11 protein-coding genes are annotated in these 19,056 nt (G+C 45.9%); 8 read left to right on the top strand and 3 right to left on the bottom strand.

The features are described 5' to 3' along the window. The first annotated feature begins 2 nt into the window (after positions 1–2). Complete coding sequence (locus tag AABK39_RS09015) at positions 3–1,181, top strand: PepSY-associated TM helix domain-containing protein (protein WP_338394601.1); 1,179 nt, start codon at positions 3–5, stop codon at positions 1,179–1,181. Further along, a complete protein-coding gene (locus AABK39_RS09010) occupies positions 1,127–1,480 on the top strand; it encodes a hypothetical protein (RefSeq protein ID WP_338394600.1) in 354 nt (117 codons plus the stop codon). The genes AABK39_RS09015 and AABK39_RS09010 overlap by 55 nt, the downstream gene beginning before the upstream one ends. Before the next feature lie 103 nt (positions 1,481–1,583). Here AABK39_RS09010 and AABK39_RS09005 read toward each other — a convergent pair whose 3' ends face one another. Together AABK39_RS09005 and AABK39_RS09000 are read right to left on the bottom strand one after the other, a co-directional pair. Further along, positions 1,584–2,657: an IS701 family transposase gene (locus AABK39_RS09005; protein ID WP_338392425.1), complete on the bottom strand. Its 1,074-nt coding sequence runs from the start codon at positions 2,655–2,657 to the stop codon at positions 1,584–1,586. Between the two features lie 71 nt (positions 2,658–2,728). Next, complete coding sequence (locus tag AABK39_RS09000; protein ID WP_338394599.1) at positions 2,729–4,036, bottom strand: hypothetical protein; 1,308 nt, start codon at positions 4,034–4,036, stop codon at positions 2,729–2,731. Positions 4,037–4,512: 476 nt separating this feature from the next. On the opposite strand from AABK39_RS09000, the gene AABK39_RS08995 reads away from it, so the two are divergent. Together AABK39_RS08995 and AABK39_RS08990 are read left to right on the top strand one after the other, a co-directional pair. Further along, positions 4,513–6,762, top strand: a complete 2,250-nt coding sequence (locus AABK39_RS08995) for a hypothetical protein (protein ID WP_338394598.1) — start codon at positions 4,513–4,515, stop codon at positions 6,760–6,762. Positions 6,763–6,942: 180 nt separating this feature from the next. Next, positions 6,943–8,019: an AAA family ATPase gene (locus AABK39_RS08990; protein WP_338394597.1), complete on the top strand. Its 1,077-nt coding sequence runs from the start codon at positions 6,943–6,945 to the stop codon at positions 8,017–8,019. A gap of 53 nt (positions 8,020–8,072) precedes the next feature. Here AABK39_RS08990 and rapA read toward each other — a convergent pair whose 3' ends face one another. Then, on the bottom strand, positions 8,073–10,892 hold the full coding sequence (gene rapA, locus AABK39_RS08985) for an RNA polymerase-associated protein RapA (protein ID WP_338394596.1): 2,820 nt from the start codon (positions 10,890–10,892) through the stop codon (positions 8,073–8,075). A 650-nt stretch (positions 10,893–11,542) separates the two neighbouring features. Between rapA and AABK39_RS08980 the strand changes: the two genes are divergently transcribed. From AABK39_RS08980 to AABK39_RS08965, 4 genes are all read left to right on the top strand, one after another. Further along, positions 11,543–12,085, top strand: coding sequence for an RNA polymerase sigma-70 factor (locus tag AABK39_RS08980; RefSeq protein ID WP_338394595.1), 543 nt, complete (start codon positions 11,543–11,545; stop codon positions 12,083–12,085). Positions 12,086–12,233: 148 nt separating this feature from the next. Further along, positions 12,234–13,391 (top strand): FecR family protein, encoded by a 1,158-nt coding sequence (locus AABK39_RS08975; RefSeq protein ID WP_338394594.1) that lies wholly within the window; start codon positions 12,234–12,236, stop codon positions 13,389–13,391. 330 nt (positions 13,392–13,721) lie between these two features. Next, on the top strand, positions 13,722–17,078 hold the full coding sequence (locus AABK39_RS08970) for a TonB-dependent receptor (protein WP_338394593.1): 3,357 nt from the start codon (positions 13,722–13,724) through the stop codon (positions 17,076–17,078). Positions 17,079–17,096: 18 nt separating this feature from the next. Next, on the top strand, positions 17,097–18,857 hold the full coding sequence (locus tag AABK39_RS08965) for a RagB/SusD family nutrient uptake outer membrane protein (protein WP_338394592.1): 1,761 nt from the start codon (positions 17,097–17,099) through the stop codon (positions 18,855–18,857). Positions 18,858–19,056 lie beyond the last annotated feature (199 nt).

Genomic DNA, 19,056 nt, shown 5'->3' with positions numbered 1-19,056 from the left:
TTATGTCCGGAAGGAACAACTTCGTACGGAAGCTATACAGACACCAAAAGCGGTGGTATGCCAAGTGGCATACCGCCGCCGGCGTATTGGCGGGATCCGTTTTGCTGATTGTCAGCCTTACGGGAGCCATTTTGGTTTTCGAACAGGAAATAGATCATTGGCTCAATCCCGAGCTTTTTGAATTCGGGAGCCCGAAAAATAACCGGGAACTTTCTTACGATCAAATTTTAGAACGCTTCGAAAGCCAAATCGGAGAAAAAGAAAAAATCCGTTTCCTGTTTTCCGACGAACACCTTGGAGGCGCTTTCGTCGGCTATTTGCAAGACGATGACCGCCAATTCATACTGAACCCCTATACCGGCGATATTGCCGGAAAAAGGATTTATAAATGGGAATCGTTCACTGGATTTGTCAAGCACCTGCACCGCACGCTCCTAATCCCGTCCGTAGGGCGTTATTTGGTCGGCGTCAGTTCACTGATGTGCGTCGTTTTGATGATTAGCGGATTAAGGCTTTGGATACCAAAGAAATTAAAGAATCTGAAAAGCCGTTTAACCATAAAAACCGACGCAAGCGCAAAGCGGGTGAATTACGATTCCCACAATACGCTGGGCTTCTATTTCTCGCCTGTCATCAGCATACTTTCCATGACGGGCGCAGCCATCACATTCAACCAATTTATTATTCTAGGTTTGTTTCTTGTGGGTTTTGCGGCGCCCAAGTCACTAGAAAACATTCTGTCTCCGCAATCGGCTTACAGACCAGACACTCCCACGCTCAGTCTTTCCGATATTGAGCGGGAAGTGAAAAAACATAAACCCGATGGGTTAGTACAAGGATACGAACTGCCGAAAGACAGCCTTGGCGTAATCTCGGTTTCCGTTATGGAACCCGTCGATTATCATCAAGTCGGACATGTTTCCCGTATGTCTTTCGATCAATATTCGGGCGCGCTGATCTTCAGCAGTGACCGTGACGTGCCTCCCACTTCCAGGGTTTATATCGATTGGGTCACGCCTCTACATTACGGCACATTCGGCGGAAATGTCACAAGAATAATCGCATTAGTCTCTTGCCTGGTATGCGCGGGGCTTTTTATCACTGGATTTTATATTTGGATACCGCGATGGAAAAAAGCGAAAAACAAAACAAAGAAAAACCCAGAACAGGTTTTGGCTTAATAACCAGAGGGATAAAATACGGAATCATAAGTTTGGCGGTGGCTATGGCAATGGGGGCTTTGTATGGTTTATTCAACTTAACGATACGCCCAGCTTTTGCCATAGGCATTTTAGCCTCGGTTATCGTATTATTCAATTTTATTTTAGCGTTTACCTCCCTGATACCTTGGGGCGCCCAATTTGTATTTTCAAAACAGAAAAAAGCCTATCCCAAATACTTTCTGATTTCGTTTGGCTTTTTGGTCGTCTACGGCTCTTTTGTCGCTATTTTGAAATTAACGGATTGGTATATTATCTAACCTTTCGCTCACCCTGAATTGGGGGAGTGAAAGGCTGGTTAATTACTATAACTGAACTTTCGCTCTCCCTGCATTTGGGAGAGCGATTCTTAATGAATATATTTCAGGCCGACCGCAAGGCGTCAAGTTCTTCCATGGCAGCCTTTATCATCTTCAAATACAATTTTGATTTTATCGCAAAGTGATTCAGCTTCTCCTTAACCTTCAGTTTTTCCAGTTTTATGTAGGCGATCATGGAAGCGAAGATGTGGTTCAATTGGGTAATCTCCATCTTTGTGGGAGACTTGCCTAACATCGTGTTTTGCTTGAGCGACTTATGGAACTCCTCGACTTTCCACCGTTTTTGGTAGATCGCTACGATATCCTCGAAAGCCATGTTCTCCCCGTTGGTAACCAGCCATTGTTCCGCGGTCGACCGGTCCCTGTTTGTAAAGACTTGTTTGGCGAGCGTGACAGGAAAATCAACTCCCTTGACCCACACCCGCTTCACTTGACCGCTTTCAATAGGCGCATCCGAAACGTGAATGAATTTGCCCTCGTTTTTGTCCTTTTCGCTCATTGCTATATTCCTGTTGCTCTTCAGCGGGCAAACGAAAACCTTCTTGAGCTTGTAATGAATATACTTCAGCGTATCGCTGGCGGTGAACCACGTATCGAAAAGAATGTACCTGAAAACCAGTTTGTTCAGAAAGTTTAGACGGTGTAAAACTTCCAGTACCATCTCATTTTTCGTTTTCTCGCTTTTACGCTTTTCCTTCCCGTTCTTGTCTATGTATTTCACCGTCTTGTGGACGATCTCATAAGCGACCGGACAGTTAACCGTTTGTCCTTCCACGGTATTGCTCAGAAGAAAGTTAAGGGAGTTGATCCCTTTGACCGCTTTGCCTACAGTATGGTCGAAATGATAAGCTACGATGTCGTTTTCCGAGGAATGAGGCTTGTGGACAATGCAATCGTCGATACTCAAAACCGCCTCTTCGCCCTCAATACTCCTGGCGAAAGACTTCACCTCTTTCCAAAAAGCCTTTTGGTCCATGTCCGGTTGCTTGAGGAGGTCGCTGAAATAATCATGGGGAATCTGATTGTCCAAAGATGCTGAGAGCCCTGTTGAGGTGGCTTGCCCTCGACTGGCAATAAGATAATCCGTGTATAATTCAAATCCGTCTCTCCTTTTCATTTTTCAAAAATCGGTCACTTATCATATAATTTCCAAAATTGCAATAGGAAAGGCGAGCGAAAGGTCAGTTACTATAACCTCAAGGCATCTAAGGTTCCGTTTATCGTTGTTTGTTTGCCTTGGGCATCTACCAATACAGTACCTTTAAGGGAATATGTATCATATAGATTCAAAATCGTTTCTCCCTTATTAATAAGCGCCTTAACCTTGATCTTTCCGTACACTTTTTCGAGTAATGGGCTTTCCTCTTCTGAGTATTCCCATATTTTCTTAGCATCGCTAATGGAGTAAGCGGTAATCAAAAACTTAGCGTCTCTATTGACCTTTTTTCGATGCCTTATTATGATCGTATCATCTTTGTAGTTAATGATTTCAGCATCCAAGAGAATTTCATTCCTCCAATTAACAGGCACCTGCACTTCATTGGAATTCAAAACAAACCTATGTTTATTTTCCGCCCTCAAATAGTATTTAACGGTATTATTTGATTTGTACCTATAGCTTTCAGACACAGTATTTATATCTGTATGCAGATATAATTTCCTTCCGTCGTCAGTGTGTATATAGATGCTTTTCTTGCGAGCGGGAGAATGAGATAATTCGGATATTCCCGTATTCAAACCTTCAGGCATCATTTCCAGAAGACCGTTTTTATCCTCTATCAAAACTTTTTTGGATCTCATACTTAATGCCTTCAGGTATTGGGCTTTTTCCTGAAATAACCACAAAGTATCTCCACAAAGAAAGTTCATGGTATTTTGCGAGGCAACGCCAATTTTATCACGAAATATTTCTTCATCGTTATTTTCATTTATTAGCCTTACAAGCAAGAAGCTAGAATCATTACTCACAGTAGAGTTATTTTCTATATAGTGCCCTCGAAGTTTTCTGGTTCCAATTTCCAATATCTTATTATCAGGAGTCAATATCCTGTCTTGCACCAAATACCCCCCTCTTTCATTTATATCGAACAGTTGACTGAAGGAATAATAGTTAGGCATTACCAGAAACGGAAAAGCGATAAGCAGGACCAACTTTGTATCTCTACCGGCCTCTTTTGTCCTTTTTGACTTTAAATTATAAAAAATCGAAATAGCCGATAATACTCCAAAATAGAAAACCGTAGCAAACAGTATAGGGAGGAGCACAAAAACCCTTACGAACAATCCGTCTTGATTTAATACGTAAAAGTTATATGTCCATCCTGATCTTCCGTTACTGGAATACCTAGAACTTGTGTATTCCATAACGTTATCAAAAAGCAACTCATTCGGGAAAAGGATAAAGGATTTAATAATAAAGCCCACCATTATCGTAAACATGAGGGCTACAAATATCCTAGCAAATATTGAATATTCAAGTAGTTTTTTAGTGTTCATTATCTTTCATATGGTTAAAAACATAAACATACATTTATTTATTATTAAAAACCATGAATTGTCGTTCAAATAAAGACGCACCACAAAGTCAGTTGCGGATAGCCTCCGAGCTTGTGGCCAAACAAACCGCCAACCTCCACTTTACCATCTAAAGACTAAAAAACATCGACACCTCTATATCTCCACAACCCAAAACACACGATTTTTTTCGGAAATTTTTAAAAGAAAAATGAACTGCGCAAAAAGATTGCGCACTTGGCGCTCACCTTTGAGTCAACGAAAACAACAAAGGACAGGACAAGCCCGGGTTACTCCTGGTCATCCACTATATGAATACTCGGGCGATTTCCTTCCTATTTATACTTTTCGGCTCCAACAAGATTTTAAGCCGGGCCAAGTGACGCTTACTTCTTTTTCTTTAAGGTAGACTCAGCGTCGCGATTGCCCGGCAATTTTTGAAAAGACGATTTCCAAACATGGCGACCCGACACAACGAACTCATCCAAGTTAGCCTGCGCCAATTGGCGGTTTATATTCCTGGCCCAAAACGAAACGCAACGGACCGAGCGAATGACATTGCGCTGGCATTGGTCGCCCGGTTGAAAAAACTCGGTTTCGGCTTGTCGCCTGCGCTAATGGGCGTTATCAGTGATTCGCCCCGAAGAGCCAGCCTTGAGCTACTCCAATGCTTGGAGTCCGTTTTGGGGCTCGGCAAGGGATGGACACCTCTAATCAAAGGCTGGGACACGCCCACCGGCGTCACAAACCTGGACCATTTCATGACTTATTTATGCAATGAGTTCGGCTTACAAGACGGTCCATTGCTTTCGTGCGGTCACCGAATCCCAAAGAATACGTTTCCGCTTCACCGTTACAACGGTTGTCCGTTTTGCGGCCAACCTTTCGATTCTTCTGATATAAAATACTTCGAAGGGCAGGGAAGCAAACTGAAAGTTTTGGAATATTGGGGTGACGCTGAGCTGAATGCCCATTTCCAAGCCTTATTGGAATCTCCGGTAGCCCTTGACGCCAGCCAAGCGGAAAGTTTAAAGGTACTGCTCCGCCATCTTGACTTGCCGGAGAAGGCACAGATCGTGATGAAAGAGACTTTGATGCTGGTTCTGGACACGTTGGTGGCAAACGGAAAAAGCCGTGAGGCAGGTAAACTGTTCAACTCTCCTACCGATATTCTTCGGTATTTGTGGTTCAAACATACGGGATATCTACAACTGGTCCAGCCTAAAGTCATTAGAAACCGTATCGAACGAAATTCTCGTTATCAGTTTATAAATCCTCAGAATGAGCAGGAGAAAATTAAAACCATTTCCGAACTGAAATTGAAATATTCCCGTTCGGATTGTCGTCGCGTCACCGAGTGGCTGAACGGTCTGAAGGTGCCGGCCAAAGCCGCCTGCGAAAATATGCACCCTCAACGCGAAATGTGGGTTCGTTTCATTCGGGCTCTGCGCTTGGTAGAATATTCTAAAAAGAAAGGCTTTGAGAATTTACAAAAGCTCCTGCATTGCTTCCATACTCAGGACTATCCCGTTTTTCTCGGCGAAATCGAAGAGGCGAGGATTCGCTATGACGAAGACAAAGTGTTCCGTCTCTTAAAGCAAAAGCCCGGCATCTTTGCCCGTACGCTGTTTTCCAATATGCTTTGGTTCGCCCCAAAACCGACCCTAACCCATTTCTCGGAAATAGCGGACCAGCTCCCGGTCCGTCTTCTGTTGACTTTGCAGATGTATGCCTCCAATTATTTCGACAGGGGCATTCCACGCATAGTCCAGCCACTTGGAGGCGTTAAGAAAAGCATCGAACCGCATTCCTTATTACATCTGTATTCGGACGAGGAGCTACAGGCTGTCCGCCATCAAATCCGAAACATGACGCTTAATACGCTTTGGAATCGATTCGAAGCGGAAGACTACCGTGAGGGCAAAACCTTTATCGACAAACGCCTTTTCGAAATGCCCTTGCCTATCGGCGACCGCAGTGAAAGCATTCAGGATCTGGATCACGTTCCGCAAGGAACCCGGCTTGAAACGCAAGGAGATACGATCAGGCTGTTCATGGAATGGGGCGAAGGCCTTCCCTCCCAACATCTGGATATGGACCTAAGCTGCGCCATAGCCTATGACGACCATGTAGATCACTGCTCATACTCACAGCTATCAACCACCGGCTGTATTCATAGCGGAGATATCCAACAGATTCCTCATATGTCCGGCACGGCAGAGTATATCGACGTGGACCTAAACGTCTTGCGAAAAGCCCGGGCACGCTTCGTAAGCTTTACCTGCAACGCCTATACGCCCGGAAGCCTGAATCCAAATATGGTCGTCGGGTGGATGGACAGCAAATACCCCATGCGAATCTCCAAAAAAAGTGGAGTGGCTTATGATCCATCGTGTGTCCAACATCAAATCCGCATCAAAGAATCCTTAAACAAAGGGCTCGTGTTTGGCACTTTGGATGTGGAAAATGGAGAGATAATTTGGTTGGAGATGCCTTTCGATGGTCAGCGAATCCAAGATTTGGATACACGAACACTAAAGGCCTATATCAAAAAGTTAACTGAGAAAATAAGTATCGGCGAGCTTCTGGAATTAAAAATCCAAGCCCAAGGGGGCCAGCGAGTTTATATGCCTGACGAAGCCGACGCTTGTTATGACGCTAACTGGCTACAAAAACCCGAATCTTTGAATACGCTCTTTCCCGCTTAAACCATCAGCTTTGAGTGGCATTCACATTACATTTATTCTGAGACAAAACTTGATCATGAATAACTGTCAATCGTAAAGTATATTTAGGCCAAATTAAACTTAGTTTCGTATATTCGTCGATTATATTTTTAAATCCAAATATCACTTTTATCATTCTATCCAAAGAATAAAAATTAACCTATGACCGATCTCTTTAAAGCCTTTGGCGGATATAACGAATTTGAGAAAACCAGCTATTTTACCTTACGTTTTAACGCTCTTCCTTCTGAACTAAGACTAGACATCCCCATGGATGAGAAAAAACAAAACATGGAGAATGTCCTTCAAACGATTAATCCCGAAAACACGGGGTTTGAAGTAATGTGCAAAAATTGGGACACCAAAAACGAATTGGGCGCAAATCCTGATGATGACTACCCGTACTTTTACTTATTCAAGAACGAACAACTGAGAACGATATTAGAATTATCACTTAACAACAATACACTTACCGCTATTTTTCTTTACGACTCTAAAGACCTGAAAACTGAAAGATGGATTTTGGAGGCCAATCACAAGCTTAGAAGCAAATTCGGAGAAGAAAAAACACCGACTTTCAAAGTATTGGCCAAGTCCAATGATTTCTATACCGAAGACGTCAAAACGGAAAATGTTAGTATCGACGCCCAAAAGCACTATAACGACGATTTTGAGAAAGTAAACGATACAATTTCCGAATCCCTGTCCACTAACAATGCCGGGCTAATCCTACTCCACGGCACGCCCGGCACCGGGAAAACCACTTATATAAGACACCTAATATCAAAATTCACAAAGAACACTTTTATTTTTATACAAAACGAATTTGTTAACGAACTCCTACACCCCACGTTTATATCGTTTCTGTTGACTCACCGAAACGCGGTTTTAATTATAGAAGATGCCGAAAAGGTAATCACATCCCGGGAACAGACGAATGAAAACTCCGTGGTTTCCACTATCTTACAATTAACCGACGGCCTTTTCAGCGATTATCTGAACATTAAAGTCATCTGTACTTTTAACACCAGCATAGACAAAATTGACAAAGCCCTACTGCGCAAAGGCAGGATGATCGCATATTACGATTTCAAGCCTTTGACCAAGTTAAAAACAAAAATCCTGATGGAATCGCTAGGCCAAGAAGACCCGAACTCAGAGCTGAGCCTCGCCGAAATTTTCAACTACAATAGCGACAATTTCAACGAAACGAAAACAGCCAAAACTATTGGGTTTTAAAAAAATGGACTTTGGTCAAAAGGCTGTCTCAAAACCCCGAGACAGCCCCAACATCACCCTTCCCGTATAAGCAAAACCGAATCCAGCCGAACCCTGGCCCCGCTTATCAAATCCGTCAACTCGCTTTTCTCATTTATAGCTGTCCGGACCTCATCCGGGCGGACGCTTTTATTTAGCTTATGCAACGACGCCAAGCGCCCAATCTCATGATCCAGCGTTTGGCCCATTCGCCTAAGTCCCGTTTCTATGCGTTCCCGTTTCATTCGCTCGGCTATCTCAGCCACGTTTTTAAACATATTGGGGACAATAACATCCGTCACGGTCTCACTACTAATAAGTTTATCGATTTTTCCCGGAACCAAACGCTTGTTCAGCAACTCCAAAGGATAATCATCCGTGACCTCTTCGCCCAAATGATCCACCATTACCCTTAAAGGCGTGCGCGGCAAGAAACGGTCAACATCCAATTTTTCTCCGCCAGCCGATTCCAGAACGAAAATAGCCTCTAAAATAACGCCTTGCCCTTCCGTTCCCTTCAGAACGCCATAACTTACGGACCCGGTTCCCGAACCTAGCACCATATCAATAGCTCCCGTAACCATCGGATGGTCCCAACTGACAAAACTTAGGTCTTCCCTATTCAATGCCCGACTACGGTCAAAAGTAACCGCGATTCCCTTATCCGGAATTGACGGAAACACTTCCCTGTTCGTCCTTCTCGGACGCAAAAAATAGGTACGGGGCGCCAAATCTTCCACCTCTATCCCAAACTGATCGAAAACTCTGGCCATATATTTTTCAAGCGACAAATCCTGATCGGCCGTTTTTATCCGACCCGACAATTGTTCGGCAACTTTCGGCCTAAACGAGTTCATCTCCAACAACCTGTCGCGCCCTTCTTCCAGACTGTGTTTCAATTCCTTCACATACGCTGAAGTTTCCGCGATTAGCCTGTCAAATTCCGCATCAGACTCGGAAGCGGGGTCCGACAACGCCTTTTCCACCACTTGCCCACCGTACAATTTCCCGATCTGATTCCCGGCCTCCACATTTTCCTCAAAAGCGTTCAAGCCTTCATGATACCATCGCGCCAGCGCTTCTTGCGGACAACCTTTAAGATAAGGGATATGAATCTGAATATCTTCCGTCTGCCCGATTCGATCCAAGCGCCCGATTCGTTGTTCCAACAATTCAGGATGCATCGGCAAATCGAACAACACCAAATGATGGGCGAACTGGAAATTACGCCCCTCGCTCCCGATCTCCGAACACAACAAAACTCTGGCTCCATCCGGTTCGGCAAACCACGCGGCGTTTCTGTCGCGTTGCACAATGCTAAGGTCTTCATGAAAAACGCCCACTTTAACGCTACCGACAGCTTTCAACGCCTTTTCCAAAGCCAATACTTTCGCTTTGCTAGAGCAAATTAGCAGAATTTTGGCCGGAGCCAACCGCTCCAATAATTCAACCAACCAAACCAGTCTGGGATCCTCGGAAAATTGATATTCGGGCTTGTTCTTCCTTTTCAAGTCAAAAGAGAATTCCTTCCTCATTAATTCGGTCCAAAGTTCCGGATTCGTTTTATGTTCAAGCGGAACGAGATGGGCTTTACGCACTGGAAACCCACTCATAGCCGCCCTAGTATTTCTAAAAACCACACGCCCGGGACCGTGCTGATCCAATAAATCCTCTATCAATTGGTCTCTGACCACCAAATCGCCCGCTTCAACATCGGAAAGACGATCTTCCCCAAACATTTCCTCAATCAAAGCCCTCTTCTCTCCCTTCACGGAATTGCCCAAAGACAAGTCTTCCACGATATCGGCGATAGCGTGATAATCATCCGATTCATTGACAAAACTGTTGAAGTCGGAATACCTTTCAGGATCCAACAAGCGCAACCGCGCGAAATGGCTCTCCACGCCCAACTGCTCAGGCGTAGCCGTCAACAACAACAAGCCTTTCGCCACTTTACTCAAGAGCTCCACGATAGCGTATTCCGGGCTCGCCTGCCCGGCAGACCATTCCAGATGATGCGCCTCGTCCACCACCAACATATCCCAACCCGCGGAAATAGCTTGACGGGCCCTTTTCTCCGAATTCGCAAGAAAGGAAACACTGCAAATAACCAATTGGTCATCCAAAAAAGGATTTCCCTCAGGAGCGCTTTCGTCCAGTGAAGCGCAACGTTCCTCGTCAAAAATATGGAACCAAAGATTAAAGCGCCGCAACATCTCCACAAACCACTGATGCACCAGCGAATCCGGCACCAATATCAATACTCGCGACACCCGCCCGCTCAGCAAAAGGCGATGCAGAATCAGACAGGCCTCGATAGTCTTTCCCAACCCGACTTGGTCCGAAAGCAAAACGCGCGGCGAATAGCGGGAACTCACCTCATGCGCCACATAAAGCTGGTGGGGAATAAGGTCTATACGTCCGCCCACAAAGCCGTTTACAGGCGAAATCCTGCGAGCGTAATCGTATTCCAAAGTCGTTCTTCGCAATGCGAATAGGTTTGGAGCGTCAGCGTCTCCGCCCAGTAGCCGGTCTTCCACGCCGTGATCAACCGAATCGTTACCGAGATCAGCTTCCGAAAGAACCCTGTCCTTCCCGATATACAGCAACAACCCGGCGTTTTCCATTACCCGCTCTACGACTAGCGGAACATTATCCCTACCCAAGACCGTATCGCCGGGCTTAAACGTCACCCTCCGCAACGGAGCGCTTTCCGTAGCGTAAATCCGCATATCTCCCGTCACGGGAAAATGTACGCGCACACGGTCTTTGCCCGCTTCCACGACAATACCAATCCCCAACTCAGGCTCGCCCTCACTGGTCCACCTTTGGCCCGGACAGAAATCTACCATCATATCTATTGTTTAACCCTTACGGTTACCTTTTCAAGGTATCTATTTTCGAAAACGCAAGGTCCACAAAATTTCGGCTCGATACAAAAACGTGGAGATACGGCACGCCATATCTCCACGTAAATATTCGGGCTATACTCAGCCTTTAATCCACCTTGATTTTGTCATGTTTTCCAAACTTATACGGAAGAAGATATTTTCAATATGAAAAAAACGCGGAATGGCCTTCTTTTTTTATGATACCTCCACTAATTATTATTCGATAAATAAGAGAAATGATGACAAAAATTCTTTATTTGGAGGTGGTTACCAATGTAAGCTGAAAAATATCCAAAAAAAGTCTCACACGTTAAGCCAGATATAATCCTCAGGCTTATTCGTTTGAGCTGGCACTTTGGCGTAAATATAATTTTTGCTTGATCGGGACACCTTTAAAAGCTCTTTGGTTTTTGAACCCAGTTGAGTGCGAAAGGTCATTTGTCATTCGGAGTCCTAAAGAGATTAAACAACTAAAGAAAACACTTTGTACTCTCAACTAATGGTGATTGTCCTCAGAAACTGAATAACAGGGCTGTATGGATATTTTGAGATAATTTCAATATTGTTTCCCTTGTACTGCACATGCTTTACCATTTACCTTGTACCACACATATATGTTATTATCCGATGAGAAGGCGCTCTTGCACTGCCTAAAAAAGAAGCGGTTCGAAAACGTGTTCAAACTATTGTATTATGAAAGTTACCCCAAACTATTCCGTTATGCTTACAGCATCCTGGGCTCACAAGAACAAGCCGAAGATATCGTTCAAAATGTTTTTTCGGACTTGTGGGAACGGAAAGAACAACTGAAAATCAAGGGCTCATTAGGCGCCTTTCTGCTCAGGGCGGTTATGTATAGCGCCATGGGGGCCAAACGAAAGCAGAAAACGGAACTGGAACACGCTCCCGCCATATCCAGCGAACTATATTCCGACGGCGTATTTATTGACCCTTCCCAAGAACTTTCCGAACTGGAAACAAGGCTGTCAAAGGGGCTGGAAGCCTTGCCCGAACAATGCAGAAACGTTTTTTGTCTCAGTCGGTTTTCGGGTTTGGGAAGGAAAGAGATAGCCGAAACCTTGGGCATTTCTGTTCGCACCGTCGATACGCACCTATACCGTGCGATTAAGAAACTGGAAATAATTTTTAAAGACTAAGACTATAGAATGGAGAAAAACTACTCAACGTAAATCACTGTCTTAAAGAATGTTAAACACAAAAGGGAGAAACCCTCATTATAAAAAGTCATTTTTTTTAATGAGCGAGTAAGTAAACCCCACCCTTAAACACACATTTCAATAGAGGATGGAAAAAGAAACTAGTGATATAGAGGCGCTGATAGCGGAGTCGTTATGCGGAGAACTTTCCGAAAAGGGGCGTGATCGGTTGGACAATTGGCTTAGGAAGTCTCAGGAAAATAGAACACGCTACGAGTCTGCGAAAACGGTCTGGAACAATTCCGGCGAACTGTTTAGACCGACACGCTCTATACCTGAACCGTTATTTTTGAAAAAGAAGCAAGAAGGTCTTAAAAAAGGGAGAAATATCTTCACCGCAAGGAAAGTCATTTGGTGGACAGCGGGATTAGCGGCCTCCATAGTGGTCTTTGCGACTCTGTCCTATATGTTCTTCTCCCCTGCCTATTTTCGGAAAGGCTCGGTTGGGAATCTTTCCGAAGACAGGCAGATAACGGTAAGTTTCGGAGATAACGAAAAAAAATCAATTTCCGAACTCAGGCTTTCAAAAAACCTCGGGAATGTCATTTACGATACCGCCACCAACACTATAAAAGTAAACAAACCGTTTAGTGCAAGTATCCAAAAAAAAATGACATCTCTCGAAGTCCCGAGGGGCAAACGCATAAATGTGCTTCTGGCAGACGGAACAGCAGTGGCTGTAAACTCTTCTTCCAAACTCACCTTTCCGGACCGCTTCTCAGGATACGCCCGAGAAGTATTTATCGAAGGGGAAGCTTTTTTTAAGGTCACAACTTCCAATAAACCCTTTCTCGTAAGGATGGGAGGCCTGAATGTCAAAGTGCTGGGAACTGAATTCAATGTGTCCAATTATAAAGGCGAGAATAAGGCCGTGACGTTACGAGAAGGAAAAGTTGCCCTTTACCAGTTTGACGAAAGGGAGTCCCGCCACCTCAAACCCGGACAACAAGCTCTCGTCAGAACGGACAACAACAAGAAACTGGTGATCAGGAAGGTTAACGTAGAGGAATATGTAAGCTGGAAAGACGGCTTGCTTATTTTCGAGGACCGCTCCTTCGAAGAGTTGGAAGCCGCGCTGGAACGTTGGTTCGATGTGGATATCGACAACCGGAACGCTTCCTTCGCCCTGGAGACCTTCTCCGGTCAGTTTGCGGAATCCGACGATATAGAATACGCCATGGAACTCTTCGGTTTCAGAACAGATATTGAATATAGTTTCCAAGAAAAAAGAGTGACGATCGAATGACCGGAACCATTCGGTTTACGACTAATACCCCGTAAGGGTACACGTTGGACACTTTTCGTCTCTTTTTTACGGAAATAAAAGACGGGAAACCCGATAGTTTTAGAACTGTCACAGGATTCTTTCCCCAAAAGGTCGGCAATGCCTGAATAAAGGTGTAGCCTGATCAACTTTTGCGAAAAAATTAAGCCGGGCACGGCTCCACCCGTTCCCGGCCATTCTTAAATTTTCAAAATCAAAGGTAAAATTATGGGAAAATTCTCTACCCAAAGGTATCGCTTTCATTTTTTTAAGGCGAAATCTTTATTATTGCCACTAGTGTTATTGTTTTTTTTGAGTTGGAGCCCCCCTCAGGCAACGGCTTCGGAAACAAACGCCAAACGCTACAGCCTGTCTATTGAGGGACAGACCCTCAAAGAGGCTTTCACCACCATACGAAAAAAAACGGGTTATCGAGTTTTTTTCAAAGCCAAGGAAGTGGACGCCAAACAGAAAGTTCATTTCATCTTCAAAGACGCCCCTATCAAAGAGATCATGTCAAAGCTGCTGAAAAACACCAGCCTTGATTACAAAGTCATGAAATCCCACATTCTCGTGTTTCCGAAAGCCGAGCTGGAAATGGCGGTAGCTCTTCCCCAAGAAAAATCGAGAGCGGTAACGGGAATTGTCACTGGCGAGGGCGACGAAGCGCTTCCGGGCGTAAACGTAATTATAAAAGGGCAAACCCAAGGGACGACTACCGATATCCACGGAAAATACCATCTGAAAGTAAAAGATACCGACGTGCTGGTCTTTTCCTTCATCGGGTATAAGGATATGGAAATCTCCGTCAAAAACAGAAGCGATATTTCCGTTCAACTGGAGGTTGATACCGAAGTTCTGGATGAAGTTGTCGTTATCGGTTACGGGGTGCAGAAAAAAGTCAACGTAACGGGTGCCGTTGACGTGGTGACCGCCAAGGAACTCGAAAACCGTCCTGTCGCAAATGTTCAGCAGGCGTTGCAAGGCGCCGCGCCAGGCCTTCTTCTCCAAATCGGTAGCGGAGGCGGTGAACTCGACGCCGAAATGGGCATGCGAATCAGGGGATTCGGTTCTATAAGTTCCAATGGTTCCTCGCCTTATATTCTCGTTGACGGAATGCCACTGGAAAACGCCTCCGACATCAACAAACTCAACCCGAACGACATCGAAAGCGTATCGGTACTCAAAGACGCTTCGTCAACGGCCATTTACGGTTCGAGAGCGGCTTTTGGAGTCATTCTCATCACCACCAAAAGTGGAGAAGGATCCGATAACATCTCGGTGAATTATTCCAACAACTTCGTGTTTGCTTCGCCATTGTTGCGTCCGAAAATGATGAACTCGCTCGATTTCGCCAATTATTTTAACGAAGCGGCGAAAAACAGTGGAGGCGGCGCCGTCTTTTCCGACAATACCATTGAGCTGATCAAACAGCATATGGCCGATCCTGAAGGCACTCCCGGCACCACAGCCAACTCCTCAGGCACGGGTTGGAAAGCGTATTCCGGCGCCAACGCCAACGTCGACTGGTTTGACGTAATGTACAAGGACCAAGTATCTTGGCAACAGCATAACTTCAGCGTCTCCGGAAAACAGAAAAACACGAGCTATTACTTGTCCGGGTCATACTTTACACGCGAAGGCATCATGAATTTCGGCGACGACGAGTCCGACCGGTACACGATGAATGCCAAAATCAACAGCAAGGTCACCGACTGGTTAAAACTCGGCGCTAATATCAATATTAGTCGCTCCGACCTTGATGTCCCCAGTTACGACAGAGGTCTTTATCTGCACAATATAGCCAGAAGGTGGCCAACCAACCCCGTCACGGCGCCTAACGGAAGTTACTACGGAGGCTCTGAAATACCTTTCCTCACTCAAGGCGGGCGAAGCCTGACCCAAGAAAACATTTACAATACCATCGTAAACATTGAGCTGACCCCCATTAAACACCTGAAGATCAAGGCTGACGTTAACTACCGTTTTTCGTCCGACAACGGTAATAACCACTACGCCAAGATCACCTACCTCGCACCGGACAATACGGAAAGGTACTTGAGGAAAAATAACAGCTACAGCGCCTGGCAACGTAAAAGCACTTACCTCTCGCCAAACGTCTACGTTTCTTACGACAGGAAATTTGGAGAACACAGCTTGAGCGCACTGGCCGGTTATCAACAGGAGCTTCAGGAATACGACAACCTCTCGGCCAGCAAAAACGGTTTGGTAACCGATAATGTCCCCTCTATCAAAACCGCCACGGGTACCAACTTCAACGGCAATGACGGCAAGGGGCACTGGGCTACAAGAGGCTGGTTCGGCAGGCTAAGCTATAATTACAAGGAAAAATACTTATTGGAATCCAATTTCCGATATGACGCCTCTTCCCGTTTTCCGGAAGACGATCGATGGGCGATTTTCCCCTCCTTCTCCGCCGGCTACAACATAGCCAAGGAAAATTTCTGGCCCCTCAAGGCCGTGGGCACCTTTAAGGTTAGGGGATCATACGGTGGCGTTGGTAACCAAAACGTACCCAACTATCTATATATAGCCCGAATTCCGGTGAAAAACAATAACTGGTGGCTCAATGACGACTCGCGGATATACACTCAAATGCCAGGCCTGATCAGCCCCGACCTTACTTGGGAAGACGTTACCACAGCTAATGTCGGTTTCGACATCGCGGCTTTCCGTAACCGGCTGTCGATAAGCGCCGATTTCTTTAACAGGAATACGGCCCAAATGGTGGGCCCCGCCGAAACCTACCCCGCGGTTTTGGGTATAGCTCCCCCAAGGTCAAACAACGCAGAACTGGAGACCAAAGGCTTTGAACTTACCTTCGGATGGAAAGACCAAATCGGAGAACTGTCGTATCAGGCCACCTTTAATATCGGTAATTCCATGACCGAAATTTCCAGCTACAAAAACCCGCAAAACCTGCTGAACAACTATTACGAAGGACGAAAAATTGGTGAGATATGGGGGTATGAGACCCATGGTATCTTCCAAACAGACGATGAGGCAAAAGCTTGGCACGACCAAAGCAAGATTAGCAAACACCCCTACTCGGCCGGCGATATCGGATATGTTGACCAAAACGGTGACGGCGTGATCGATTGGGGTGAAAATACTCTGGAAGACTCCGGTGACAGGAAAATCATAGGCAACAGCCTCCCCCAATACAACTACGCCTTCTCTTTCAGCGCCAACTGGAAAGGTTTAGACTTTTCGATGCTCTGGCAAGGAATCGGCAAACGCGATTTGGCAATCGGGGGCCCGTATTTCTGGGGAGCTTCCGGGAACCTTTGGCAGTCGGCCGGATTTGAGGAACATAAAGATTATTGGAGCCCTGAAAACACGGGGGCATATTATCCGAAACCGTATTTCAGCAACTCCAACAAAAACCAGCAGACACAAACCCGCTACCTGCAAAACGGCGCTTACCTCCGCCTTAAAAATATCCAGTTGGGCTACGCCGTACCGGAATCTTTCACCAAACGGTTCGGCATCCAGAAACTCAGGTTCTTCTTGGCTGGGGAAAACCTCCTGACCTTTACGGACATGATCGACACTTTCGACCCCGAAACCACTGGTGGACGCTGGGGAGCCGGAAAAGTTTACCCACTACAGAAAACGGTATCTATGGGCGTAAGCATCAAGCTTTAACGATTAACGAGGAAAAACATGAAAAAAATATTCTTATATATCTGCCTGGCCCTTATGGCGCTGTGCAGCGCATGCAACGAGGAATTTTTGGAGCGGTATCCCCTCGATGAGATTTCACCGAATGATTATTGGAAGTCTACCGAGGACATGAAGCTCTATTGCAACCAGTTTTACGGAGCATTCCCGGTACACAGCGGTTGGTGGAACTTCTCCGTCCTTTGGGACAATAACAGCGATAACCTCGTGCCCGGAACTTTCAACAACCGGCTTGCCGGACGCGACGAAGTACCGACCAGCGGTGGAGGTTGGAACTGGGACAATATCCGGAAAGTCAACTACATGCTCGCCAACACCGCCTCCGTGGAAGGCACTGTAGCCGACGTTAACCATTTTATGGGCGAAGCGAGATTCTTCCGGGCATGGTTCTATTTCGAGAAAGTCAAGGCCTTTGGCGATGTTCCTTGGATATCCAAACCTCTCAATATCGATTCAGAAGAACTTTACGCCAAACGCGATGCCCGCAACGTAGTCGTGGACTCCATCATCATGGATCTTGACAAAGCCATAGCCGGGCTTAAGGAAAAAGGCAAAGCACCCGCATTCCGGATAAATAAGGAAGTGGCCATGGCCTTTAAATCCCGAGTATGTCTCTTTGAAGGCACGTGGGAGAAATACCACACCGGAACACCATTCGGCGTAAACGGATCCGACGGCTCAAAATATCTGCAACTTGCCGCCGAAGTGGCCGGCCAGCTCATCGACGGAGGTAAATTTTCGTTGTACAGTACCGGCGACCCTGCGATGGATTACCATAACGTCTTCAACAAAACTGACTATTCGGGCGTATCGGAAGTAATGCTCTGGAAAAAATACGACCGGGAACTTGGCGTCACACATAATCTCGGCAACAGAATCCCACATCAGGGAATGGATACTGGCTTATCCAAGGCGCTTGTTGACAGTTATCTTTGTTCAGATGGACTGCCGATCGCAATAAGCCCGCTATACAACGGGGCCAACGACCAGAAAAGCTTAGTTTCGATTTCGGCCAACCGGGACCCTAGATTTTCGCAGGTGACCCTGATTCCGGGAAACAAGATTTTGGGTGAAGGAGATATCATTATCCCATTCGAGAAACCACGATTGGCGGATACGCAAGAGAACCGCTGTACTACGGGCTACCAGATTTTCAAAGGAGCGTCACTTGATCCCGATGAGCGCTCGGGAGCGAACCAAGCCACTGTCGGGACCGTAATTTTCCGTTTCGCCGAGGTACTGCTCAACTACGCTGAGGCCAAAGCGGAAACGGGCAACCTAACGCAAGGCGACCTTGACAAATCGATCAACAAACTCCGCGACAGGGTTGGAATGCCTCACCTAAGCTTGGGCGCCGTTCCGAACGACCCAAACAAAGCATTCTCTGCCCTTAGCGCCCTGATCAACGAGATCCGACGGGAACGTCGTGTGGAAACCGCCCTTGACGGCACAAGACTTAGCGACCTGCTAAGATGGCGCGCCCACGAGCTAATCGTTGGCAAAAGGCCAAAGGGCTTCCTCTACAAAGACAGCGACTTGCAGGGTACATACACCAGCGACGGCCAAGACCGCATTATAATAGGGGAAAACCTTTTCCTTGACGAAAACGGATACATTGACCCTTATCAAAAAAGTCTTCCCGCCGGCTATGGCTTCAACCCAGACCGCGACTATCTCAGGCCCATCCCTACACAGGAGCTGACCCTAAATCCGCAACTGTCTCAAAACCCCGGCTGGGAATAACGAAAAACAACACAACCTAAAACATAGGCAAATTAGGTTCATACGCCTCGGAGGTTTCCGAGGCGTTCTTTGTCTCCAAACATAGCATTCTTATCCCCCCCTACCCTCTGGTCAAAGCCGTATGGATTATCAAAAGACGAGAATAGTCCAGTATCAAGTCAAACCCTATATGTGAAATCCTGTGATCAAATTCACAAAA

Source organism: Fulvitalea axinellae, from assembly GCF_036492835.1.
Taxonomy (GTDB): Bacteria; Bacteroidota; Bacteroidia; order Cytophagales; family Cyclobacteriaceae; genus Fulvitalea; species Fulvitalea axinellae.
This window is presented reverse-complemented; position numbering and strand designations above follow the sequence as displayed.